Source organism: Synechococcus sp. F70.1, from assembly GCF_047502745.1.
Lineage (GTDB): Bacteria > Cyanobacteriota > Cyanobacteriia > Thermostichales > Thermostichaceae > Thermostichus.
In genome coordinates, this window is sequence record NZ_JANSJL010000038.1 from 1 (window position 1) to 21,651 (window position 21,651).

Here is a 21,651-nt window from a genome sequence, read left to right on the forward strand (position 1 = left end):
CTCCCTGGGCGGCATTTTGTTCTGGGGATCCTTGCTGCCCGTTCAGGCGCAGGGGGTCACCCCGCTTTTCCCAGAAACTCCACTGCCCCCCAGCCAAGATATTCCCACCTTGCCCATCGTGCCGGATCCCCGGCCTGTGCCGCCCACACCTGCCCCGCGACGACCGCTGCCCAGGGGGAGCTTTGAGGAAATTAGTCGATACTTCCGCGATCTCAACCGAGCCAAGAACCTGGCCCGCCAAGCGGCCGAGATTGCCAACGGGGGCTTGCAGCGCTACCGCGCCGAGGCTTCCATGCACGGGGCGGCCATCGACGCGCCGTTTGAAGAGTTTGAAGACGCCTGGGTCTTTACCTTCCGCGGCGGCGAGCCCGGCTTTGTCCAACCCAGCATTGAAACCCAGGTGCGGGTGGATCGGCGCACCTTTCAAACCACCATCCTCTACAATGGCCCCATTCGCTCCCGGCGCTGAGGAAGCCCTGGGATCCCTGGCATAATCAAGAAAGGGCAAGGGTCGGGGCTATGGCCAAGTTTGTCTTCATCACTGGCGGAGTCGTCTCCAGCATTGGCAAAGGCATTGTAGCGGCTAGCCTGGGCCGTCTGCTCAAGTCCCGCAACTACACCGTGTCGATTTTGAAGCTGGATCCCTACATCAACGTGGATCCCGGCACGATGAGCCCCTACCAGCATGGGGAGGTGTTTGTTACCGACGATGGCGCCGAGACCGACTTGGACTTGGGCCACTACGAGCGCTTCACCGACACCAACATGTCTAAGCTCAACAACGTCACCACCGGCGCCATCTACCAGGCGGTGATCTCCAAGGAGCGGCGGGGCGACTACCAGGGCAGCACGGTGCAGGTGATCCCCCATGTAACCCAAGAGATCAAGGAGCGGATTCGGCGGGTGGCCCGCGAGACCAACCCCGACGTGGTGCTGGTAGAAGTGGGGGGCACGGTGGGGGATATCGAGTCTTTGCCCTTCTTGGAAGCCATCCGCCAGTTCCGCAAGGACGTGGGCCGCGCCAACGTGGCCTATGTGCATGTCACCCTGGTGCCTCTAATCAAGGCATCGGGAGAGATGAAAACTAAGCCTACCCAGCACTCGGTCAAGGAGCTGCGCTCGATTGGCATTCAGCCGGACGTGCTGGTGTGCCGCTGTGAACAACCCCTGCCGCGCGCCATCAAGGAGAAGATCTCCGAGTTCTGCGACGTGCCGGTGGAATGTGTCATCCAGGCGCAGGATGCTCCCAGCATCTACGACGTGCCCCTGATCCTGGAGCAGGAGGGCCTGGCCCAGCGAGTTTTGGAGATTCTCAACCTGGATCCACAGCAGCCGGATCTGCGCGAGTGGGAGCTCCTGGTACAGCGGCTGCACCACCCGCAAGAGCAGGTGGAGATCGCCATTGTCGGCAAATACGTGCGCCTGACAGACGCCTACCTCTCGGTGGCGGAAGCCCTGCGCCATGCCGGGCTGGCCCTCAATGCCGGCATTACCTTGCGCTGGATCTCTTCTGAGGAAGTCGAGGAGCGGGGACCAGAAACTCTGCTAGCGGGGGTAGATGGCGTAGTGGTGCCAGGGGGGTTTGGCAACCGCGGCATCGAGGGCAAGGTGGTCACCATCCGCCACGTGCGGGAGCGGGGCATTCCCTTTCTGGGGCTGTGTTTGGGCATGCAGTGTGCGGTGATCGACTGGGGATGCCATATTGCCGGCCTGGAGCGGGCCAACAGCTATGAGTTCGATCCCGACACTCCTCATCCCGTCATCAGCTTGCTGCCGGAGCAGAAAGATGTGGAGCACCTGGGGGGAACCCTGCGCCTGGGCCTCTACCCCTGCCGCATTCTGCCCGACACCCTGGCAGCCAAGCTCTATGGTGAGACAATTGTCTATGAGCGCCACCGCCATCGCTACGAGTTCAACAACGCCTACCGCAGCCTGTTCCTCGAGTCTGGCTACGTGATTAGCGGTGTTTCGCCCGACAACCGTCTAGTGGAGATCATCGAGCTGCCCAGCCACCCCTTTTTCATCGCCACCCAATTCCATCCCGAGTTTCGCTCCCGCCCCAACCGCCCGCATCCCCTCTTTTTGGGCCTGATTGAGGCTGCTCTGCGCCGCCGTTCCCAGCTTCAACCGCTGCTGCAGTTGCAAAGTACAAGTTGATCCAAGGGTTGTTGTCTCCAGCACGCTATGCCCCGCCACCGGAAAAAGTCGGATCTGCCTAGCAAAATCTGCCTCACCTGCGGCCGGCCTTTTACTTGGCGTAAGAAGTGGGCCAAGTGTTGGCCAGAGGTGAAGTATTGTTCAGATCGGTGCCGCAACCATCGCCCTAAAGGCTCCCACTCTTCTCCCCCTGGAGACACTCGGGATGGATAATGTAGTCGTTGAGGCTGGGACATGGGTCTCAAACCCGGTGGCATCGACATGCGGTTTCTCAAGTGGCTGTTGCACAATCCTCATGAGACGGAGGAGGAGGATCCCTTCCTTAGAGGTATTACCCGCATAGAAAGCTTGATCTCGAAGCTGCTTTCAATCCTCCTGATTGGGCTAGTTATAGTAGCAGTTGTCGATTTGGCCCGCTTCTTGGTGGCTGATCTGCTACGGGAGCCAACCGGGTTTTTCTCCACCACTTTGATTGAGATCTTCGGCCTCTTTTTGAATATCTTGATTGCCCTGGAGATTTTGGAGAACATTACTGCTTACCTGCAAAAGCAGGTTGTGCAAGTGGAGCTGGTCATTGTTACCTCTTTGATTGCGGTGGCGCGCAAGATCATCATTTTTGATTTCGAGAAGCTGGGGGGGTTGGATTTGATTGGCCTGGGGGCAGCAACTCTGGCTCTGTCGGTAAGTTACTGGCTGGTGCGACGCGCTAAGCCCCCATCCAAGTCCGGTCAAGACTAAGCTTGGATCGACGAGGGCTCTCCCAGGGTTGGTTCTCCCACATTTTTGCTTCCAGCCCAATAGTTGGGCAAAAGACCTACAACAGCCCGCGCCAGGGCTGCTTGGCCAAATCCTACACGGCTATGAGGGGAGCCACTGCCGGCACGATAGTTCTGGAGCTTTTCCCGCAAGAAGCTTCCCTTACTGTCAGCTTCGTCTTTTTGGGCCAACGCTCACTTCTACGATGGCTTCATCTTCCAGCGCGGGATTCGGGGCTTCATGGCCCAAGGCGGGGATCCCACAGGCACAAAGCGGGGTAGGAGGCTACCGCTTTCCCAATGAGCCGTTGCAACGTCCCTACCCCCGGGCGATCTTGGCGATGGCCAATGCCGGCTCTAACGCCAAGGGCAGTCAGTGACTATTCCCTACCTCCCAACTCCACCATCTTTGGCCAACTGGCCCGCAGGATTGCCCGCTAAACCCGGTGGAGATTCGGAATCCCATTAGCTTGAGCTAATCTCGTGGAACAGTTTGATTGATCCTTAGCTGGGTTTTTGCAACTTGCCTTGAGGGGGATCCCGTATGGAGTTCGCTAGCCCCCGGCGAATGTCCCCCCGCATTTTGGTTCTGGATTTTGATGGCGTGCTCTGCGATGGGCGGGCAGAGTACTTTGCCTCCTCCTGTCGTGTCTGTGCCCAGGTGTGGGGCCTGGCTCCTGCGCAATTGCAGCCGTTGCAGCCAGTCTTTGACCAGTTGCGCCCGCTAATCGAGACGGGTTGGGAGATGCCCCTGTTGCTCTGGGGGCTGCAGCAAGGGATCCCGGAAGACGCTTTGCGCCAAGACTGGCCCGGCTGGCGACAGCGGTTGTTGCAGCAGGCGGGGGTTTCCGAGCGGGCTTTGGCCCAAGCGCTGGATGAGGTGCGAGATCGCTGGCTTGCAGAGGATCGGCAGGGGTGGCTGGAGCTGCACCGCTTCTATCCGGGGGTGACAGCCTGGATGCGCCAAGTACAGGCTGCCGGCGAGCCGCGCCTAGCCATTCTCAGTACCAAAGAGGGGCGCTTTATCCAGCAGCTTTTGCTCCGCGAAGGGATCCAACTGCCGCGCCACCGCATCCTGGGCAAGGAGGTGCGCGCTCCCAAGGCCGCCACCCTCCAGCGGCTGCTAACTGCAGCTCAGGTAGCGCCCGAGGAACTCTGGTTTGTCGAGGATCGCTTGCAGACGCTGCGCCAGGTGCAAAGCGTACCGGAGCTAGAGCCGGTGCTCTTGTTTTTGGCTGGCTGGGGCTACAACCTGCCGGAGGAGCGAGAAGAGGCCGCCCGGGATCCCCGCCTGCATCTCCTTAGCCTGGAACAGCTCTCCCAGCCTTTTGAGCAGTGGTTGATCCCGCCTCCTCCTTCCTCTGGTCTTGCCATCAGCCCAGCCGGCCCGCAAGACTTGAGTCGGGTTCAAGCTAGCCCTGACCGGAAACGCCCGGAAGCTGGCCTTGCCTCCCTGCTGCTGACCTTGGTGGAGCTGCTGCGCCAGTTGATGGAAGCTCAGGTGGTGCGGCAGATGGAGGCCAATCGCCTTTCGCCGGAGCAGATCGAGCGGGCCGGCAGCAGCCTGCAAGCCCTGCGGCAGCAAATTCGGCAACTCTGCGCCCTGCTGGAGATTGACCCGGCAGATCTCAATCTAGATTTAGGGGATCTGGGCACGCTTCTGCCCCGCCAGGGAGACTACTACCCCGGCCAGCCCGACGGCGAGGGATCCCTCTTGGAACTCTTGGATCGGCTGATCAACACCGGAATCGTCGTCGACGGCGAGCTCGACCTGGGCTTGGCGGACTTGAGTCTTATCCACGCCCGCCTGCAATTGGTGCTTACCTCCAGCGCCAAGCTTTCTTAGACCCAGGGAGTGTCGATGGAGACGATTGGGAGAAGAGATGCCAGAAGCAAGATGGGAAGGCCGGAAATCGCGGTATGCTGGCTTTGGATCCCATTAATCTCTCTTCACAGTTTTCTCCTATGGATGTTTTCGCCCCAACCGGAAACCTGCATGCCGGCGCGATTTGGCCGGAGGTGGTGGTCACCCTCACGCTGTTGCTCGTCCTGGCAGTGGATCTGGTGGGCGGGTCGGCGGCGCGCAGAAGTTTGCCAACTCTTTCCCTCTTGGGGTTGATGGGAGCCCTGGTGCCCCTGGTGCTGCAGTGGCAGCAGCCCCAGTTGGAGAGCTTCTTGGGCAGCTTTGCCGCGGATCCCGTGAGCATTCTCTTCCGTGGCCTGGTGGTGGTGACAGCAGCGCTGACGGTGATGATGGCGGAACGCTACCTCAGCCAGGCAGGCACGCCCACGGGCGAGTTCTATGTGCTGCTCCTCACGGCCACCTTGGGGGGAATGTTCCTTGCGGGAGCGATGGATTTAATCATGGTGTTTGTCTCGCTGGAAACGCTGAGCATTGCCAGCTACCTCATGGCTGGCTACACGAAGCGAGATCCGCGCTCCTCTGAGGCTGCCCTGAAGTACCTGCTGACCGGCGCTAGCAGCACGGCCATCTTCCTCTACGGCATGTCGCTGCTCTATGGCCTGTCGGGGGGGCAAACCCAACTGTCGGCCATCGCGCCCCACCTGGCCAATGCTGGCCTAGCAGGGATCCTGGCCTTGGTGTTCTGCCTTGGGGGCATTGGCTTTAAGCTGGCGGCGGTGCCCTTCCACCAGTGGACTCCCGACGTCTACGAGGGATCCCCGACGCCGGTGGTGGCCTTTTTGTCGGTGGGATCCAAAGCGGCAGGCTTTGCCCTGGCCATTCGCTTTCTGGCTACCGTCTTCCCAGCCATGACGGAAGAGTGGCGGGCGGTGCTCTCAGTGCTGGCTATCTTGACCATGGTGCTGGGCAATGTGGTGGCCATTGCCCAAACCCGCCTCAAGCGCCTGCTGGCCTATTCCTCTATTGGGCAGGCGGGCTTTGTTTTGATTGGTTTGGTGGCAGGCACGGAAGCGGGCTACGCCAGCTTGATTTTTTACCTGATGGTTTATCTAGCCATGAACCTGGGCGCCTTTCTGTGCGTCACCCTGTTTAGCCTCAAGACCGGCACTGACGAAATCAACGAGTACAGTGGCCTTTACCAGAAGGATCCTTTCCTCACCCTTTGCCTTAGCATTTGTCTTCTCTCTCTGGGCGGGCTGCCGCCACTGGCCGGCTTTTTCGGCAAGCTCTATCTCTTCTGGGCTGGCTGGCAGGCAGGAGAATACACCCTGGTGCTGGTGGGCCTGGTTACTAGCGTCATCTCCATCTACTACTACGTGCGAGTGGTGAAAACCATGGTGGTGAAAGAGCCGCAGGAGATGTCGCTTTCGGTGCAAAACTACGCCGAGACCGACTGGCAGGCAGAGGGCATGCCGGCTCTGCGAGTGGGCATGGTGTTGACCCTCGTGGCCACCATCTTTGCTGGCATCCTCTCCAATCCCCTGTTTACCCTCTCTGTTCAGGCAGTGGAGCGTAGCCCGTTTTTGGGGTTCCCGACAGCCCAGGCTTTTGCTCCCGAGGCAGCCAGCCCTGCAGCTTTGCCTAGCTACTCGGGCCGCAATTCCTAAAAATGCCCCCACCCCTCTCCCTGTAGGAGGGGGAATTAAGCGTTTCAGCCTTGCCCCGCCACCGTCTGCAACTGAGTCGAACCTCAAATACCCTCTAGGCTGACATTAAGAAAGCGGGCAATTTCGGCGGCTTGGTTTTCAATCTCGGCCAAAGAAGGCGGCTGCCCAACGCCGGTGAGGGGGATGTCACCGCGTCCTTTCACTCGCAAGTAGATAGCTCGGCGGGGGTTGAGGCCTTCTCGCAGCTCCACCCGCAGGCTTTGTACCTCGGCAAAGTCATACTCCAGACGAACTTCGCGGTTTTTGCCTGGAAAGCCCTGCCGCACCAGCGTTATCTTTTGGGTACGGCGGTTGAACTCGTTGTAGCCGCCCCCCAAGTTCCAGTACAGGCTCAGCCATTGGTACGACCCTGCCAGGAAGCCGAGCACGCCGTAGAAGAGCATGGCAATGCCCTGGGGAATGAACACCAGGCTGGCGGGGTCGGAAAAGGGAAGCAAATTGCGGTGGAAATAGCTGGAAAGACCAGCCAGGGTAAAGCCCAGACCCCCTGCCGTCAGAACCACTGCCCAAAAGTAAACGCTGGGCCGCCGCGACCCAATGACGGTGTAGCGCAGCAGGTCTTCAGAGCGAATTTCGGGAACAGTTGCAGACACCGCCGGAATCCCTTTTTCCAAAGCTGGCTTCTCCCATTCTATTGGGCGGCTCGACCTCTTGCTGGGATCCCGCTACTTCAGGGTTGAGACTCGCGGGGCGTAACGATTTTCCCTACCCCTGGGGTAACTGCCGGAGGTTCAGCAGGGGAGGGTTCGGAAGTGGGGGAGGAGGTCGGTTCCGGCTCGGCTGGCAGGGGAGAGGATTCGACGGCAGGAGTTGGACTTGGGAGAGCCGAGAGCTGGGCTACGGCCTCTTGAGCCGTCCGCTCTCCAAAGGCAGACAGGGCAATTGCCACTTCCCCACGGCTAACTGGCTGGAGGGGGTTAAAGGTGCGGATGGGGCCGAAGGTGCGCAACACGGTGGAGGCATTCTCTAGGCTGCGATCTGCCACTAGGGGAGCAACAGCCTCGTCGGGGATCTGCGCCGCATCGGTAAAGCCCCAGCGCCCCTCCAGCTCTGCCCGAGATCCCTTGATCTGGCCGGGCGGCAAATCCAAAGGCACCTTCATGCGAATTAACTCGGCTCGCGACAGCAGGCTATTGGGGCGAAACTCGCGATTGGCATCCCCAGTAGCGATGCCGGCAGCTCCCAGGGCCTGGATGTAGCGAAAGTTGGGATCCTCCTCCGGTACATCCAAAAAAAGAGGGCGCTCCGAGGGAGATCCTATGCGGATTTGGCGGCTGGGCTCGTCAGCGTGAATGGCGTTGTTGGCTAGCACCAGCCAGCGGGCAAACTCTCCTCGACGCACGCTGCGCTGCGGCTGAAATTCGCTGCCAGCAATATCGGCAAAGATCCCCAGCCGATCCAGGTAATAGACCGACTGGGCCACTAGGGATCCGGGCTCCAGATCCGTGAAGCGGCTGCTGACTTGGCTTGGCAGAGGTGTCAAGGCAACAGGGGGAGAGGTGGAGGGTGAGGGGAATTCTGAGAGAGGCCTTGGCGTCGCCGGCTGCTCTGCAGAGGGAGGAACAGACAGATCCACCGGTCGCACCGCCCGTTCCAGTCGTTCTCCCCACTCCGTTCCCTGACAAGCTGACAGCAGTCCCAGCAGCAAGAGCCAGGTGATAGCCGGGGACAGCGATTGCTTAGGCCGCTTGGAGTGGTGTTGCTGGTGCAATGCTTTCTCTCCCTCTACTGCGCCCATTTGCGACTGAACTCCTCCAGCACATCCAGCAGGTTCAGCAGGCTTTGCATGGGCAGCAGATCCACCAGAGGCAGCTCTTTGCGCCCGCCCCCCACCTTTACCGGGATCCCTTGCAGGATCTCCGTGACGGCATTCTCATCCACCTTGCCTGCCATCACCTGAGGGGCCAGCCGCTCCGCCAAAACGGTATGCAGGTGGGCATCCCGCAGGTAGAGGTGCCACCGGGCTACATCGATGTAAACTTCCTTGCCAATGGCAGCGGCCAATTGCTCGATCTCGGGGTTGCTCGGCACTTGGGCCATGGATCAGCTTCGTTACTGGTTGCCCTGCGTTGATCATAGCCTGGCCCTCCTTTAGGGAGAGCTGGCGGCAGAGCGGCGCGGTAGAGGCAGGGCGAAGTTCTCTTGCAACTGCCGCAGCAGCAACAGGTGCTCCAGAGCCAAGCGATCCCGTTCGAGGCGCAACTGGCTGAGTTGGGCCTGGGTCTGGCGAATGTCCTCTACGTCGGCGTCCCAGGTTTGCAAAAGGCGGTAGAGGCGGTCTTGTTGGCTGGCAATCTGCTGGTTCAAGCGGGCTAGGCGGCGGCTAAACTCCCTATCCATTTCTGCCGCCAGCTCGGGATCGGGAAGGAGGGGCAGCTGAGCCCAATCGATGCCCAGCTTAGTCGAGGGTGGTGGAGGCGCTTCTACCTCTTTGAGAAGGGGGAAGTTGGGGAAAGGGGAAAGCTCTATCTCACCAGAGGGCGGCTGGTTTTTTCGAGCAGGAGCCTGAGAGCTGGCCGGCGGCGGAGTGGGCTGGGAAGCGGACTTCAAGGCGCTGGGGTTTGCCTGGGCTGGCCAGGATCCCAGACTGCCCAGCCAAAGACAAACTGCTAGCCCCCAAGCTTGGCAAACCGCTGTTCTCACCCTGTGTTCCTCACTTCAAGCTAGCTCAAGCCAATTAGCTCACTCCCAGCTCAAGTCGGTTGGGGAGTTGGGCAGCGACTCGAATAAAATTGAGTAGGCGTCTTGCTTCTGTCCTGGCTCAAATAGATAGCGTTGGGCAACCCAAGCAGAGGCGGGCACAATTGCCACCCGCACTGGCGGATCCTCCAGAGACACCAACGGCTGAGGGTGCAGCCAGCGCCAGCCCGCCCAGCCCGCTCCCGCCAGGGCTACCACGGCTGCTGCCACTTGTCGCCAAGGAAAGCCGCTGCACCGCCGCCAGCCCAGAGCAACCTCTGGCCTTCGATCCAGCTTCTCGAACACACGGCTAATCAGCAGCTCCGTCTGAACGGGATCCAGGGTTGGCGCTTTGAGGTTAGCCAAACCGGCCTGTAAAGCCGACAGTTGGCTGTACAGCTGCTGCGCCTGGGGATCGCTGGCTAGCCAGTCCTCCACTTGTCGCGCCTCCTGGGGGGACAGTTCTCCATCCAGGTAGGCGCTTAGCTGCTCAAAGCGCTCCTCCACTGGCGGCAGCTCCGCGGGGGGAGGGGAGGCGGCATCCTCGCGGTCAGGGTTGAGGTTGGGGCAAAACATGGTCATTCGCCATTGAGGTAGGGCTTCAGGATGGACTGCAAGCGGGCGCGGGCCCGGGCAATGCGGGATTTAACAGTACCCAGAGATACCCCCGTAATCTCCGCAATTTCCTCATAGGCCATCCCCTGAATTTCTCGCAGCAGGATGGCTTGGCGAAAGGCCTCAGGCAGGTCGTGGACGGCTTGGTGCAATCGCTCGTAAAACTCGCAGGTGGCGAGGTGGTCGTGGGGGCTTGGGCTACTGCTGGGCAGCTCCCATTCCATCTCACTCTCTTGCGTGGAAATCGAGGCATCCAAAGAGAGGGGTTGCTGCTGGCGCCTGCGCTTGCGCAGCTCGTCGTAAACCAGGTTGGTGGCAATCCGCCCCAGCCAACTGCGAAACTTTGCTGGCTCCTGCAGATGTTTGAGGTTGCGGTAGGCCCGGATCCAAACTTCCTGGGCCAAGTCCTGGCGATCCGGCCAGTTGGGCGCAAGATGGTAGAGAACCTTATCTACGTAGGCCTGATAGCGGCGTATGAGCTCGGCAAAGGCCTCGCGGTGGGGCCGGGATCCCTGCTGACACAGCAGTACCAGCTCCCGATCGGCAAGCTTTTCTGGCAGCACAGGCTCCTTCCTCAGTGAGGCTGACCAGCACTGGCCGCTGATGTTGCTGAGGGCAGCATCCATAAGCATCCCCAGAAAGAGATCCCCTCCCAACCGGAACCTCTACTTGAGAGACGAATTCAGGACAACCGGGTTCCCTTCCTATCTTTGGCGAGAGTACCCTTGCAGGATAGCTCTTGGGCTGGCAACTGGGCTACAGTGAGCTTGCGGTAGAGTAGACGCCCGATCTGGCATGACTTCCGACGCCGCTGCTGTTCTTTCTGAGCTCAAGGCAGTGCCGACGCTGGCGGAACTTTCGGCCACGTCTTTGCAGTGGCTGGGATCCCAGGTAAAGCTGCGGGACATCCCAGCAGGGCAGGCGCTCTTGATGCAGGATGCCTGGGGCAGCGTTGTTTATTTGATTTGATCCTATCTGGCTGGGTCAAGGTGCGGCGAGCTCTGCGGATCCACACCGCCGAAGGAACCTGGGACAGCGCCCAAACCCTAGCTCTACTCGGGCCCGGCGCCTGGGTAGGGGAAATGGCGGTGTTGGACGAAGCGCCCCGCTCGCGGGATGTGCTGGCCTTAACCTCGGTGCGGGCTGCCGGGATCCCAGCGGCAACTTTCAAGATGCTGATGCTGCAGGAGCCGCGCCTGTGCTACCAACTGGCTCGCAGCCTCTCCCGCCGTCTGCGCCTAGCGAATTTGCAGGCCGACCTGGAGCAACAGAGCCCTTCTGTGCGGGTGGTGCATGCGCTGGTGCAACTGGCGGAAGCCTTTGGCGAGAAGACTGAGCAGGGAGTGCGCATCATCTACCCGCCCCTCCAGGATTTGGCCGACCTCAGCCAGGTTAACCAGGAAACAGTGGCGGCAGTGCTGAACCGCTTGCAGCAGCAGGGGATCATTCAGCCCCTGCCAGACCAACAGTCTCTGCTCCTAATCCAGTACCCCAAACTCGTAAAAGCAGCCCGCCTGCTCTAGTTAGCTGGGGCTGCATCCAGGAAACTTGCTCCTTGCAAGCTGTGGTTTGCGAGAGCTTGCGCTAGCGGCAAGACCCGTGGCATAACGGCTAGCTGGCAAGACCGCAGGCCCACTCTAGCCAAGAGGCATCCTCTTCTGAGAGACTGGCCTGGTGCAGGGCGTAAACCTGGCGGTGATACTCATCCAGCCAAGCCCGCTGTGCCGCGTCTAGGAGATCCCAATCGATCAAACGCCTGTCAAAAGGGATCCACGTCAGAGAGCGAAAGCCCATCCAGCCCTCTGGCTCGGGGAGGGCAACCACCTCGTAGAGGTTCTCCAGGCGAATCCCGCCCCAGCCTGGCTGGTAGTAACCTGGCTCGATGCTGGTGATCATGCCTACCTTGAAGGGGGTGCTGGCGCGGCGGTGGATCCCATTGGGCCCCTCGTGGACGTTCAAAAAAGCGCCGACGCCGTGGCCAGTGCCGTGGCCATAGTCTAGCCCTGCCTGCCAGAGGCTGGAGCGGGCAATGCCATCCAAAGAGAGGCCGTAGGTATCGGGGGGGAAGATCTGGCGGGCGCAGTGAATGTGGGCTTTGAGCACCTCGGTGTAGCGCCGCTTGCACAAGGGATCCGCGGGTTGCGAGCCAATCCAGAGGGTGCGGGTAGCGTCGGTAGTGCCCCCCAGGTAGTGGGATCCCGAGTCCAACAAAAACAACTCGCCTGGCTGCAGCAGCTTCTGAGGATCCGGGGTGCCGTAGTGAACGATAGAGCTATTGGCCCCGGCCCCAGCGATGGTGTTAAAGCTCAGGCCCACCCAATCCCCTTCCTCGCGGTAGTGGGCCTCCAGGGTGGCTGCCACATCGGCTTCGCTGATGGGGATCCCTGCTTGGATCTGCCGGTCGATCCAGGCGAGCGTGCGGATCTTGGCCCGGCTGGCTTTGCGGTTGGCTAGCCGCATCTGCTCCAGCTCGGTGGGGTTTTTGACCGCCTTGAGGACATCCACAGGGTGATCCAGCTCGCGACAGGGGATCCCGTGCAGCAGCTCTTGCGTGCCCTGAGTGGTCTGCTTGGGATCCACTCCCACCGGCCTGTAGCGCTCGGCCCACTGGGGCAGGTGTTCCGGGTAAGCCTCGTAGGGCCAGAGCTCTACCTCCGCTTCGGCCAGCACTTGCCGAGCCGAGGGAGTAAGGCGCTCCAGATCTGTGAAGAGGGCAACCCTCTCCAGGGCAACCAGCGCGTAGGCGCGGAACACCGGGTTGTAGGGGATGTCAGAGCCACGCAGGTTCAATAGCCAGGCTACCTGGTCCAACTTGGTTAAGGGCAACAGGCCTACCCGCTTGCGTCGCATCTCCTGGCGCACCTGGGCCAGTTTGTCGCTGGGGGTGGCCCCGCAGAGCTGGGCAGGGACAGGATAGATGGGTTGTTTCAAAAGAGGTTGGCTAGATTCCTTGGCCAGCTTGTCCAGCGGGTTTTCGCGAACCGGCACCAGCAGCACTCCCCCGGCTTGGGCGTGGGCTTGTAACTGGCGGTAGGTGGCTACGGACACCGTAAAGGGATCCACCCCCAGGCGAAAGCCAGATCCCAACTCCTCTACAATCTCCATCAGGCTGGGCTGATCCGGCAGACCGCCTTTGATCACCGTAAACAGGTTGGGATCCACCTCCCGCTCCGCCTGCTCGTGGTAGCGGGGATCCACCCACAGCCAAGCCCTGTCCCGGCTGATCAAAGCATCGCCCACCGAGCCGGTAAAGCCCGTAATCCACTGCCGCCGCTTGCGATACTCCAGCAGGTACTCGTTGAGGTGCTCATCGGCGGAGGGCACCCAAAACCCATCCAAATTCTGTTCTTGCAAAAGCTGGCGCAGCTGCTGCAGACGGGCGGCAATCTCCGGGCGGGGCAAGGTTTGAGGCATGGCAGAGGCAACGGAAGAGTCCACGCTATCGGCCCTAGAGACCATGTTACAGACGTCCCCTTTCTCCTTGGGAAAGCTGAGCAAGAATTTCTAGCACTCTTCGGGAAAGCCAGCCTCTCGCCAGGCGCGGATGCCGCCGTCCATCGAAAACACGCGGCGGTAGCCCATCTTCTGCAAGTTATCGGCTGCCAGGGCTGAACGAAACCCACCACCGCAATAGAGGACAATTTCTGCTTCTTTGTCTGGGATCACCTTCTCGATGTCCCGCTCAATAATGCCTTTGCTCAAGTGAATGGCGCCAGCAATGCGACCTGCCTGCCACTCCGATTCTTCCCGCACGTCGACTAGGTAGAAGGAATCTCCTTGCCGTTGTTTCTGCCTGACTTGCTCGACGGTCAGCTCTTGGATGCGGCTTTTGGCCTCGTTGACCAAAGCCAAGAAAGCAGGAGAGTGAGGAGACGCCATGGAACCTCGCCGATGAACCCAATCTCCAGAATAAACCGGGCTTTAGGGGTGTGGATCTGCCGCTTGGCCAAGTTGGGCCGGATCCCTACCCGGACAGGCTAAACTAAGCGCAGACCTGCCCGCCGGAGGCCCACAGTTTGAGCTCTCGATCCGCCTTTTCCCAACTGCTCTGGCCCCTTGCCTTGAGTTTGAGCTGGGGGATCCTGCTTGCAGGCAAAGTGCTGGCCCAGACTCCCCCGCTGCGCCTAGAAAGCGGGCTGCAAAGGCAGGTTTCTGCCCCTGCGCCAGCGGCTCTGGTCGAGTGGCTGAACGAGCAAATAGCCGCGGCTAACCGACGGGACTTGCCGAAGGTGATGGCCGGCTACAGCCCCGACTTCCGCCACCGCGACGGGTTGGATCGGCAGGGGGTGGAAGAGGCCATTCGCAAGCTGTGGGACGCGCATCCTGAGCTGACCTACTCCGCCCAAATTGTCTCCTGGCGGCAGATAGGCCCTGAGATTGTAGCTGAGATTGCTAGCCAAGTGCAGGGATCCCAGGCTTCGGGGCGGGGGGAGTTTCAGGTAAAGGCTTCCGTCCTGGTGCGCAACCGCTACCGCCCGGATGCCGCCAATCCAGGACAACTGCTGCTGGTAGAGCAAGAAGTGCTGCGGGAGTCGAGCACGCTCACCTCCGGCTCAGCACCCCCCACCGTTACTTTCAAGCTGCCGGAGGTGGTCAAGCCGGGATCCACCTACTCGCTGCAGGCCATTGTGGCCGAGCCCCTCACCCAATCTTTGCTGTTGGGCGCTGTGGCGGAGCGGCCCGTTGCCGGAGCAAGCTACCTGGATGTCACTTCGTTTGCCCTCGAACCTCTGCAGGCGGGCGGGATCTTCCTGCAGGCGGATGCCCCCCCAGAAGCGGGTGCTGAGTGGATCTCGGTGATGCTGGTTAACCAAAGCGGCCTGGTTGTCGAGAGCCGGCGCCTTACCGTTCAACCCTAAAGAAAGGAACCCCAAGCAAGCCAGACTCCTGGCAGAAAGCCGAGGTGGCCGTCTGGATCCCTTTCCCTCAGGCCAGGGAGAGGAAGCCTAGAACACGACTGAGAACCAGGCAACGGCGTAGGATAGAAAAACGCCCTTTAGCCTGCTCAAGTTGCCGTGGACTACAAGAGTACCCTCAACCTGCCGCAGACTCAGTTTCCCATGCGGGCGGAGGCCGCTAAGAGAGAGCCCGCCATCCAGGCTTTTTGGCAGGAAGAACAGATCTACCAGCGTCTGTCGGAAACCAATCCGGGGGATCCCTTTGTCCTGCACGATGGGCCACCCTATGCCAATGGCGACATCCACATGGGCACTACCCTCAACAAGATCCTCAAGGACATCGTCAACAAGTACCACCTCCTGCGAGGGCGCAAGGTGCGCTATGTACCTGGCTGGGACTGCCACGGCCTGCCCATCGAGCTGAAAGTGCTGCAAAGCCTCTCCCCCCAGGAGCGGCAGAGCCTCACCCCCCTGCAACTGCGGCAAAAGGCCAGAGAGTACGCCCTGCACTACGTCGACGTGCAGCGGGCCAGTTTTCAGCGGCTGGGGGTATGGGGAGATTGGGATCGGCCCTACCTGACCCTATCGCCGGAGTACGAGGCGGCCCAGATCGAGGTGTTTGGCCAGATGGTTCTCAAAGGCTACATCTACCGCGGCCTCAAGCCCGTCCACTGGAGCCCCAGCTCCCAGACGGCCCTGGCAGAAGCGGAGCTGGAATACCCCGACAACCACATCTCCCCCAGCATCTACGTGGCTTTTCCCTTGCAAAGCCTCAGCCCGGCGGCGCGGCCGGTTTTAGAGCCCTTCCTGCCAGGCCTGCGGGTGGCCATCTGGACGACTACCCCCTGGACGATCCCGGCCAACCTGGCTCTCTGCTTTAACCCCAAGCTTACCTATGCGGTGGTGGAGTCTCCCCGCTTTGGCCTGCTGCTCATTGCCGCCGCTTTGCGGCAGCGGCTGGAAAAAGTCCTGGAGACTCCCTTAGAGGTCAAGGCCACCCTGCCGGGATCCGCTTTGGAATACTGCCAGGGACGCCACCCCCTCTTTGACCGCACTAGCCTCTGTGTTTTGGGAGACTATGTGACCACCGAGTCCGGCACCGGCATTGTCCACACGGCGCCGGGGCATGGGGAAGAAGACTTCAAGACTGGCCAAAAGTACGGCCTGCCCATCCTCAGCCCCGTGGACGAGCAGGGGAAGTTTACCGCAGAAGCCGGCCCCCAGTTTGCCGGGCTAGATGTCCTCTCCAAAGAACCGGAGACTAGCGGCAACCTGGCCGTGATTAAGGCTTTGCAGGCTGCCGGTGCCCTGCTCAAGGAGGAGCCCTACAGCCACAAATACCCCTACGACTGGCGCACCAAAGAACCCACCATCTTCCGGGCCACCGAGCAGTGGTTTGCGTCCGTAGCCGGCTTCCGGGAGCTGGCCCTGCAGGCCATCAAAACCGTGAAGTGGATCCCGCCGGAAGGGGAAAACCGCATCACCGCCATGGTCAAGGAGCGCTCCGACTGGTGCATCTCCCGCCAGCGGGCCTGGGGGGTGCCCATCCCTGTCTTCTATGACGAGGAGACTGGCGAGGCTCTGCTGACTGCCGAAACCATTGACCACATCAAGGCCATCTTTGCCCAAGAGGGATCTGACGCCTGGTGGAAGCGCCCAGTAGAAGAATTGCTGCCGGAGCAGTACCGCCGCAATGGCCGCACCTACCGCAAGGGCACGGACACCATGGATGTTTGGTTTGACTCCGGCTCTTCCTGGGCGGCGGTGGCCCAGGCGCGCGGGCTGGGCTACCCCGTGGATCTCTACCTGGAGGGTTCGGATCAGCACCGAGGTTGGTTCCAGTCCAGCTTGCTGACCTCAGTGGCCGTCAATGGCTGTGCCCCCTACAAGGCGGTGCTCACCCACGGCTTTGTGCTGGACGAAAAGGGCCAGAAGATGAGCAAGTCCTTGGGCAACGTCATCGATCCCCTGGTGCTCATCAACGGCGGCAGCGACCCTCAGACGGATCCCGCCTACGGGGCCGATGTGCTGCGACTGTGGGTTTCCAGCGTGGACTACTCCGGCGACGTGCCCCTGGGCAAGACCATTCTGGGGCAGATGGCAGATGTGTACCGCAAGATCCGCAACACAGCCCGCTTTCTGCTAGGCAACCTCTATGACTTTAACCCGGCCCAGGATGCCGTTCCCTTTGAAGCGTTGACCGAGTTGGATCGCTACCTCCTGCACCGCCTAAAGGAGGTGGGAGAGGAGATCACCGAAGCTTTTGACAGCTATCAGTTCTACCGCTTTTTCCAAGCGGTTCAGAACTTCTGCGTGGTGGATCTCTCCAACTTCTACTTGGACATTGGCAAGGATCGCCTCTACATCAGTCACGCCCGCAGCCTGCGGCGGCGGCAATGTCAGACGGTGCTGTCCCTGGTGCTGGAGAACTTGGCCAAGGCCATCGCCCCAGTGCTTTCCCACCTCGCAGAAGAGATCTGGAGTTACCTGCCCTACCCCAAGCCCACCCGTTCGGTGTTTGAAGGGGGCTGGATGCGACTGCCGGAGCAGTGGCGGGATCCCCAGCTAGCTGCCACTTGGGAAAAGCTGCGGGCAGTGCGGCAGGAGGTGAACAAGGCGCTGGAACAAGCGCGCACCGACAAGCTCATCGGCGCTTCCACCGAAGCCAAGCTCATCCTCAAGGTGGCGGATCCCCACCTGTACGCTCTTCTGGAAGAGCGGGCCGCCGAGCTGCGCTACCTGTTTATCACTTCCCAGGTGGAGCTCATCAAGGCAGAGACTGAGGCGGCGGAGCTGCAGGTTGTCGTTCAGCGGGCAGAGGGCAAAAAGTGCGTGCGCTGCTGGAACTACTCTCCTCGGGTGGGGGAATTTGCCGAACATCCAGAGCTGTGTGAGCGCTGCGTAGCGGCCCTAGCTGGCGAGTTTTGACTACCTAACCAAAGACTGCGGCAGCCGCGAGTCCGACTCTCGCTCCAGGTCGCGGAAGAGAGGCGTACTGAGGTAGCGCTCGCCAAAGCTGGGCTGGATCATCACAATCAGCTTGCCGGCGTTTTCCGGTCGCCGCCCCACCTGGATAGCGGCAGCCAGGGCTGCCCCAGTGGAAATGCCGGAGAGGATCCCTTCTTCTCTGGCCAGGCGGCGGCTGTAGACCATGCTTTCTTCGTCGTCTACGGCAATCACCTCATCCAGGAGATCCCGCCGCAACACCTCCGGCACAAACCCTGCCCCGATGCCCTCGATGCGGTGAAAGCCGGGCCGTCCCCCGCTTAGAACCGCGCTTGCCTTGGGCTCGACGGCCACTAGCCGAATGGAAGGTTTCTTACTCTTGAGAAACTCGCCCGCCCCGGTAATGGTGCCGCCAGTGCCCACCCCCGCTACCAGGATGTCCACCTGGCCATCGGTGTCCTCCCAGATCTCGGGGCCGGTGGTGCGGGCGTGGATTTGGGGGTTGGCCGGATTGGTGAATTGGCCCAGCATGTAGGCATTGGGGGTGCGGCGCACGATCTCTTCCGCCTTCCAAATGGCCTCTCCCATGCCACCGGCGCTGCTGGCTAGATGCACCTCTGCCCCGTAGGCCTTCAACAGCAGCCGCCGCTCCAGGCTCATGCTCTCAGGCATGACAATGATGAGCCGGTAGCCCTTGGCCGCTGCCGCCATAGCTAAGCCAATGCCCGTGTTGCCGGAGGTGGGTTCCACCAAAATGGTCTTGCCGGGGGCAATTAGGCCAGCTTGCTCAGCTGCCTCGATCATGCTGACGGCAATGCGGTCTTTTACCGAGGCTGCCGGGTTGAAGCTCTCCAGTTTAACCACAATCTCCGCCAGGCATCCCTCCGCCTGCGGGATCCGGTTGAGCCGCACCAACGGCGTGCGACCGATGAGTTGGGTGATGTTGTCGGCAATCCTCATGGGCAGGCAACCTCGAAAAGCGGGGCCTTTGTCCGATGCTAACCCTGCAGCGGGAGACATCCAGCGAAGTTTTGAAAAGACTCCAGCCAAGCCCTCTGGGAAAGCCATGATCTAGAGTGAGATCACACCGGAAGGACAGATCCCCTATGCACCTGAGTGAAATCACTCATCCCAACCAGCTCCGCAACCTAAGCCTCAGCCAGTTGCGCAGCTTAGCTCGCCAGATCCGCGAAAAACACTTGCAAACGGCTGCCAACTCTCCCGTCGGCTGTCACCTAGGGCCAGGGTTGGGGGTGGTGGAGCTGACCTTGGCGCTCTACAAAACCCTTGACCTGGATCGCGACAAGGTTATTTGGGATGTGGGGCACCAAGCCTATGCCCACAAAATGCTCACCGGCAGGTATCACAACTTCCACACCATTCGCCAAAAGGGGGGGATCTCCGGCTACCTGAAGCGCAGCGAAAGCCGCTTCGACCACTTTGGGGCCGGCCACGCCTCCACCAGCATCTCGGCAGCCTTGGGTATGGCCATTGCCCGCGACCGGCGGGGGGAAAACTTCAAGGTGGTGGCCATCATCGGGGACGGCGCCCTGACCGGGGGCATGGCCTATGAGGCCATCAACCACGCCGGCCATTTGCCCAAGACCAACCTGATGGTGGTTCTCAACGACAACGGCATGTCGATTTCCCCCAATGTGGGGGCGATCCCGCGCTATTTAAACCGCCTGCGCCTCAGCCCGCCAGTGCAATTTTTGTCCAACAGCCTGGAGGAGCAACTGAAGAACCTACCTCTAGTTGGCTCCAGTCTCAGCCCCGAAATTGAGCGCATGAAGGAGACGGTGAAGCTGGTTACTGCTGTGCAGAACAACAAGGCCGGCATCATCTTCGAGGAGCTGGGCTTTACCTACGTGGGACCGGTGGACGGGCACAACCTGGCAGAGTTGTTGGATGCTTTTGAGTTGGCCCATGGCCTCTCTGGGCCCGTGCTGGTGCATGTGGCCACCGTCAAGGGCAAAGGCTACCCACCGGCAGAGGCTGAGCAGGTAAGCTATCACGCCCAATCCCGCTTCGACCTGGCCACCGGCAAACCCTATCCCCCCACCAAACCCACTCCCCCCAGCTACAGCAAGGTCTTCGGCCATACCCTTTGCAAACTGGCGGAGCGGGATCCCCGCATCATTGGCATCACGGCAGCTATGGACACCGGCACTGGCCTGGACAAGCTCAAGGAAAAACTGCCGGATCAGTTTGTGGATGTGGGGATCGCGGAGCAGCACGCGGTCACCTTGGCTGCTGGCATGGCCTGTGAGGGGATGCGCCCGGTGGTGGCCATTTACTCCACCTTCCTGCAGCGGGCCTACGACCAGATTATCCACGATGTCTGCCTCCAAAAGCTGCCAGTCTTTTTCTGCTTGGATCGGGCAGGCGTGGTTGGACCTGACGGCGCCACCCACCAAGGCATGTACGACATCGCCTATCTGCGCTGCATCCCCGAGATGGTGCTGATGGCCCCCAAAGACGAAGCGGAACTCCAGCGCATGGTGGTAACCGGGATCCAGTACACCCAAGGACCCATTGCCATGCGCTACCCGCGCGACTCTGGCGTTGGGGTGCCCTTGGCGGAAGATGGCTGGGAGCCCATTCCCATTGGCAAGGCGGAGGTGCTGCGCAGCGGCGGCGATGTGTTAGTCCTGGCCTATGGGTCGATGGTCTATCCCAGTTTGCAGGCCGCGGAGATCCTCAAAGAGCACGGCATCTCCACGACGGTAGTCAATGCCCGCTTTGCCAAGCCCCTGGATACAGAGCTAATCCTGCCCCTAGCCGAACAAAGCCGCCTGGTGGTGACGGTGGAAGAAGGCTGCCTCATGGGCGGGTTTGGCTCGGCAGTGGGGGAAGCCCTCCTGGATGCCGATATCCGGGTGCCTCTTTTGCGCCTGGGGGTGCCAGACATTTGGGTAGAACATGCTACCCGTGAAGAATCTCTTGCAGACCTTGGCCTCAACAGTGTCGGTATTGCCGAGCGGATCCGAGCCAAGCTTGAGAAGCTGCAAAAGCCAGTGGCCGCAGGATCCCGGGCTACTCTCCTGCAAGACCCATCTGGCGGTTGAACCGGTCCACAGCAGCCTGCTGTAGGGCCTCTACCACTGCCCGTGTTCGCAGGAGAACTTGCACATCTCGCAGCAGGTTATTCCGCCACAGGTTCTCCCGCAGCACCTCTAGCCGGGCATAGCTGGGATCCAAGCGCACGGCTTTGGCCCCCAGTTCTTCCGCCCGCTGGGTTTGGCCGCGAACGTACAGGGCTGTAGCCAGGGCCAGGTAGGGCTCGGCCACCGCCTCGTTCATCTCGATGGTGCGCTCCCAGCGCTCGATGGCCGCCTCCAGATCCCCTTGCTCGTAGTCCACCAGGCCAAGGTTGTTCATAGCAGGCCAGTAGGCGGGATCCAACTCCAAGGTTTTCTCATATTCCCGCCGGGCGGGATCCCATTGGTCGAGCATGAGGTAGGCATTGCCCAGTTGAAAGCGAGCGTTGGGGTTATCCGGCTGCAAGGCAACAGCCCGTTCCAGGGCCTCGGCGGCGGCAAAGTAGCTGCCCTGCCGCAAGTAAGCCACTCCCAGGGAGTAGAGGACATCCCCATCCTGGGGAGCCAGAGCGCGGGCCCTTTGCAGCACCTGCACGGCCTGGGCAGAGTTCCCCAGCTCCAGATAGACGTTGCCCAAAGCGTAGAGCAGCTCGGAAGAGGTGGGCACCATGGCCACGGCCAGTTGCAGGCGGCGCAACGCCTCTTCGGTCTGGCCAAACTGGGCTAGCCGCAGCGCGTTGGTGGCTAGTTGCAGCCCCTGGGCCTGCATCAAGTCCCCATTGGGCAGGGGCACATGGAGCAAGACCTGAGCCCGCGCGGGATCCCCTCCCTCTATCCCCAAGACAAGGGCAAGGCCCGCCGGCAAGGCTAGGCAAAACCGGAACGACAGCGACGGCATGATACCCACGCAAAACCAGGCCATGCCCATGTTAGCCGCAATCGCTGTTTGAAATGTCTGCTCTCGCCCCC

General features: G+C 60.9%; 22 protein-coding genes. 12 read left to right on the plus strand and 10 right to left on the minus strand.

Annotated elements, in window-relative coordinates; translation table 11 throughout:
• The 7 genes from NW860_RS02955 to NW860_RS02985 all read left to right on the plus strand — a co-directional run.
• The coding region (locus NW860_RS02955; RefSeq protein WP_414512295.1) for a hypothetical protein at window positions 1–469 on the plus strand (469 nt) is incomplete at its 5' end.
• A gap of 50 nt (window positions 470–519) precedes the next feature.
• Window positions 520–2,157 (plus strand): CTP synthase, encoded by a 1,638-nt coding sequence (locus NW860_RS02960; protein WP_414512297.1) that lies wholly within the window; start codon window positions 520–522, stop codon window positions 2,155–2,157.
• A gap of 27 nt (window positions 2,158–2,184) precedes the next feature.
• The gene (locus NW860_RS02965; protein ID WP_414512299.1) at window positions 2,185–2,370 is read left to right on the plus strand and encodes a DUF2256 domain-containing protein; all 186 of its coding nucleotides are present in this window, start codon (window positions 2,185–2,187) and stop codon (window positions 2,368–2,370) included.
• Between the two features lie 48 nt (window positions 2,371–2,418).
• Window positions 2,419–2,895, plus strand: coding sequence for a phosphate-starvation-inducible PsiE family protein (locus NW860_RS02970; protein WP_414394394.1), 477 nt, complete (start codon window positions 2,419–2,421; stop codon window positions 2,893–2,895).
• A 246-nt stretch (window positions 2,896–3,141) separates the two neighbouring features.
• Window positions 3,142–3,216: a hypothetical protein gene (locus tag NW860_RS02975; RefSeq protein WP_414404956.1), complete on the plus strand. Its 75-nt coding sequence runs from the start codon at window positions 3,142–3,144 to the stop codon at window positions 3,214–3,216.
• A gap of 240 nt (window positions 3,217–3,456) precedes the next feature.
• Window positions 3,457–4,758, plus strand: a complete 1,302-nt coding sequence (gvpJ, locus tag NW860_RS02980) for a gas vesicle protein GvpJ (RefSeq protein ID WP_414512301.1) — start codon at window positions 3,457–3,459, stop codon at window positions 4,756–4,758.
• A gap of 119 nt (window positions 4,759–4,877) precedes the next feature.
• Window positions 4,878–6,443, plus strand: a complete 1,566-nt coding sequence (locus tag NW860_RS02985) for an NAD(P)H-quinone oxidoreductase subunit N (protein WP_414394098.1) — start codon at window positions 4,878–4,880, stop codon at window positions 6,441–6,443.
• Window positions 6,444–6,526: 83 nt separating this feature from the next.
• Here NW860_RS02985 and NW860_RS02990 read toward each other — a convergent pair whose 3' ends face one another.
• From NW860_RS02990 to NW860_RS03015, 6 genes are all read right to left on the minus strand, one after another.
• On the minus strand, window positions 6,527–7,096 hold the full coding sequence (locus NW860_RS02990) for a photosystem I assembly protein Ycf4 (protein WP_414512303.1): 570 nt from the start codon (window positions 7,094–7,096) through the stop codon (window positions 6,527–6,529).
• Between the two features lie 77 nt (window positions 7,097–7,173).
• Entirely contained in the window at window positions 7,174–8,241 is a 1,068-nt protein-coding gene (locus tag NW860_RS02995; protein ID WP_414512305.1) for an S-layer homology domain-containing protein, read from the minus strand.
• Complete coding sequence (locus tag NW860_RS03000; RefSeq protein WP_414410600.1) at window positions 8,229–8,543, minus strand: DUF3181 family protein; 315 nt, start codon at window positions 8,541–8,543, stop codon at window positions 8,229–8,231. Before NW860_RS03000 ends, NW860_RS02995 begins: the two co-directional genes overlap by 13 nt.
• A gap of 51 nt (window positions 8,544–8,594) precedes the next feature.
• The gene (locus NW860_RS03005; RefSeq protein WP_414512307.1) at window positions 8,595–9,146 is read right to left on the minus strand and encodes a hypothetical protein; all 552 of its coding nucleotides are present in this window, start codon (window positions 9,144–9,146) and stop codon (window positions 8,595–8,597) included.
• A 39-nt stretch (window positions 9,147–9,185) separates the two neighbouring features.
• Window positions 9,186–9,764, minus strand: a complete 579-nt coding sequence (locus NW860_RS03010; RefSeq protein WP_414512309.1) for an anti-sigma factor family protein — start codon at window positions 9,762–9,764, stop codon at window positions 9,186–9,188.
• On the minus strand, window positions 9,761–10,423 hold the full coding sequence (locus NW860_RS03015) for a sigma-70 family RNA polymerase sigma factor (protein ID WP_414394390.1): 663 nt from the start codon (window positions 10,421–10,423) through the stop codon (window positions 9,761–9,763). Before NW860_RS03015 ends, NW860_RS03010 begins: the two co-directional genes overlap by 4 nt.
• Before the next feature lie 169 nt (window positions 10,424–10,592).
• Here NW860_RS03015 and NW860_RS03020 point away from each other — a divergent pair, with 169 nt between their 5' ends.
• A complete protein-coding gene (locus tag NW860_RS03020; RefSeq protein ID WP_414512311.1) occupies window positions 10,593–10,766 on the plus strand; it encodes a hypothetical protein in 174 nt (57 codons plus the stop codon).
• Window positions 10,763–11,320 (plus strand): Crp/Fnr family transcriptional regulator, encoded by a 558-nt coding sequence (locus NW860_RS03025; protein WP_414512313.1) that lies wholly within the window; start codon window positions 10,763–10,765, stop codon window positions 11,318–11,320. Before NW860_RS03020 ends, NW860_RS03025 begins: the two co-directional genes overlap by 4 nt.
• An 88-nt stretch (window positions 11,321–11,408) precedes the next feature.
• On the opposite strand, the gene NW860_RS03030 is transcribed toward NW860_RS03025, so the two are convergent.
• Both NW860_RS03030 and NW860_RS03035 read right to left on the minus strand, forming a co-directional pair.
• Window positions 11,409–13,235 carry an aminopeptidase P family protein gene (locus NW860_RS03030; protein WP_414512315.1) on the minus strand — a complete coding sequence of 609 codons (1,827 nt, stop codon included), beginning with the start codon at window positions 13,233–13,235 and terminating at the stop codon, window positions 11,409–11,411.
• A gap of 66 nt (window positions 13,236–13,301) precedes the next feature.
• Window positions 13,302–13,676 carry a rhodanese-like domain-containing protein gene (locus NW860_RS03035; RefSeq protein ID WP_414411350.1) on the minus strand — a complete coding sequence of 125 codons (375 nt, stop codon included), beginning with the start codon at window positions 13,674–13,676 and terminating at the stop codon, window positions 13,302–13,304.
• A 137-nt stretch (window positions 13,677–13,813) separates the two neighbouring features.
• Here NW860_RS03035 and NW860_RS03040 point away from each other — a divergent pair, with 137 nt between their 5' ends.
• Window positions 13,814–14,656, plus strand: a complete 843-nt coding sequence (locus tag NW860_RS03040; RefSeq protein ID WP_414512317.1) for a hypothetical protein — start codon at window positions 13,814–13,816, stop codon at window positions 14,654–14,656.
• Between the two features lie 201 nt (window positions 14,657–14,857).
• On the plus strand, window positions 14,858–17,623 hold the full coding sequence (ileS, locus tag NW860_RS03045) for an isoleucine--tRNA ligase (RefSeq protein WP_414512358.1): 2,766 nt from the start codon (window positions 14,858–14,860) through the stop codon (window positions 17,621–17,623).
• On the opposite strand, the gene cysK is transcribed toward ileS, so the two are convergent.
• Complete coding sequence (cysK, locus tag NW860_RS03050; RefSeq protein ID WP_414394080.1) at window positions 17,624–18,601, minus strand: cysteine synthase A; 978 nt, start codon at window positions 18,599–18,601, stop codon at window positions 17,624–17,626. It lies immediately after the preceding gene.
• A gap of 146 nt (window positions 18,602–18,747) precedes the next feature.
• On the opposite strand from cysK, the gene dxs reads away from it, so the two are divergent.
• Window positions 18,748–20,709: a 1-deoxy-D-xylulose-5-phosphate synthase gene (dxs, locus tag NW860_RS03055; protein ID WP_414512319.1), complete on the plus strand. Its 1,962-nt coding sequence runs from the start codon at window positions 18,748–18,750 to the stop codon at window positions 20,707–20,709.
• Here dxs and NW860_RS03060 read toward each other — a convergent pair.
• Complete coding sequence (locus NW860_RS03060; protein ID WP_414512320.1) at window positions 20,678–21,604, minus strand: tetratricopeptide repeat protein; 927 nt, start codon at window positions 21,602–21,604, stop codon at window positions 20,678–20,680. The genes dxs and NW860_RS03060 overlap by 32 nt on opposite strands.
• Window positions 21,605–21,651: the final 47 nt, after the last annotated feature.

Excerpts from the sequence above, each read along its gene's own strand:
- NW860_RS02960 (WP_414512297.1), top strand. The coding sequence starts at position 520 with ATGGCCAAGTTTGTCTTCATCACTGGCGGAGTCGTCTCCAGCATTGGC.
- NW860_RS02965 (WP_414512299.1), top strand. The coding sequence starts at position 2,185 with ATGCCCCGCCACCGGAAAAAGTCGGATCTGCCTAGCAAAATCTGCCTC.
- NW860_RS02970 (WP_414394394.1), top strand. The coding sequence starts at position 2,419 with ATGCGGTTTCTCAAGTGGCTGTTGCACAATCCTCATGAGACGGAGGAG.
- gvpJ (WP_414512301.1), top strand. The coding sequence starts at position 3,457 with ATGGAGTTCGCTAGCCCCCGGCGAATGTCCCCCCGCATTTTGGTTCTG.
- NW860_RS02985 (WP_414394098.1), top strand. The coding sequence starts at position 4,878 with ATGGATGTTTTCGCCCCAACCGGAAACCTGCATGCCGGCGCGATTTGG.
- NW860_RS02995 (WP_414512305.1), bottom strand. The coding sequence starts at position 8,241 with ATGGGCGCAGTAGAGGGAGAGAAAGCATTGCACCAGCAACACCACTCC.
- NW860_RS03000 (WP_414410600.1), bottom strand. The coding sequence starts at position 8,543 with ATGGCCCAAGTGCCGAGCAACCCCGAGATCGAGCAATTGGCCGCTGCC.
- NW860_RS03010 (WP_414512309.1), bottom strand. The coding sequence starts at position 9,764 with ATGACCATGTTTTGCCCCAACCTCAACCCTGACCGCGAGGATGCCGCC.
- NW860_RS03015 (WP_414394390.1), bottom strand. The coding sequence starts at position 10,423 with ATGGATGCTGCCCTCAGCAACATCAGCGGCCAGTGCTGGTCAGCCTCA.
- NW860_RS03020 (WP_414512311.1), top strand. The coding sequence starts at position 10,593 with ATGACTTCCGACGCCGCTGCTGTTCTTTCTGAGCTCAAGGCAGTGCCG.
- NW860_RS03035 (WP_414411350.1), bottom strand. The coding sequence starts at position 13,676 with ATGGCGTCTCCTCACTCTCCTGCTTTCTTGGCTTTGGTCAACGAGGCC.
- ileS (WP_414512358.1), top strand. The coding sequence starts at position 14,858 with ATGCGGGCGGAGGCCGCTAAGAGAGAGCCCGCCATCCAGGCTTTTTGG.
- cysK (WP_414394080.1), bottom strand. The coding sequence starts at position 18,601 with ATGAGGATTGCCGACAACATCACCCAACTCATCGGTCGCACGCCGTTG.
- dxs (WP_414512319.1), top strand. The coding sequence starts at position 18,748 with ATGCACCTGAGTGAAATCACTCATCCCAACCAGCTCCGCAACCTAAGC.
- NW860_RS03060 (WP_414512320.1), bottom strand. The coding sequence starts at position 21,604 with ATGGCCTGGTTTTGCGTGGGTATCATGCCGTCGCTGTCGTTCCGGTTT.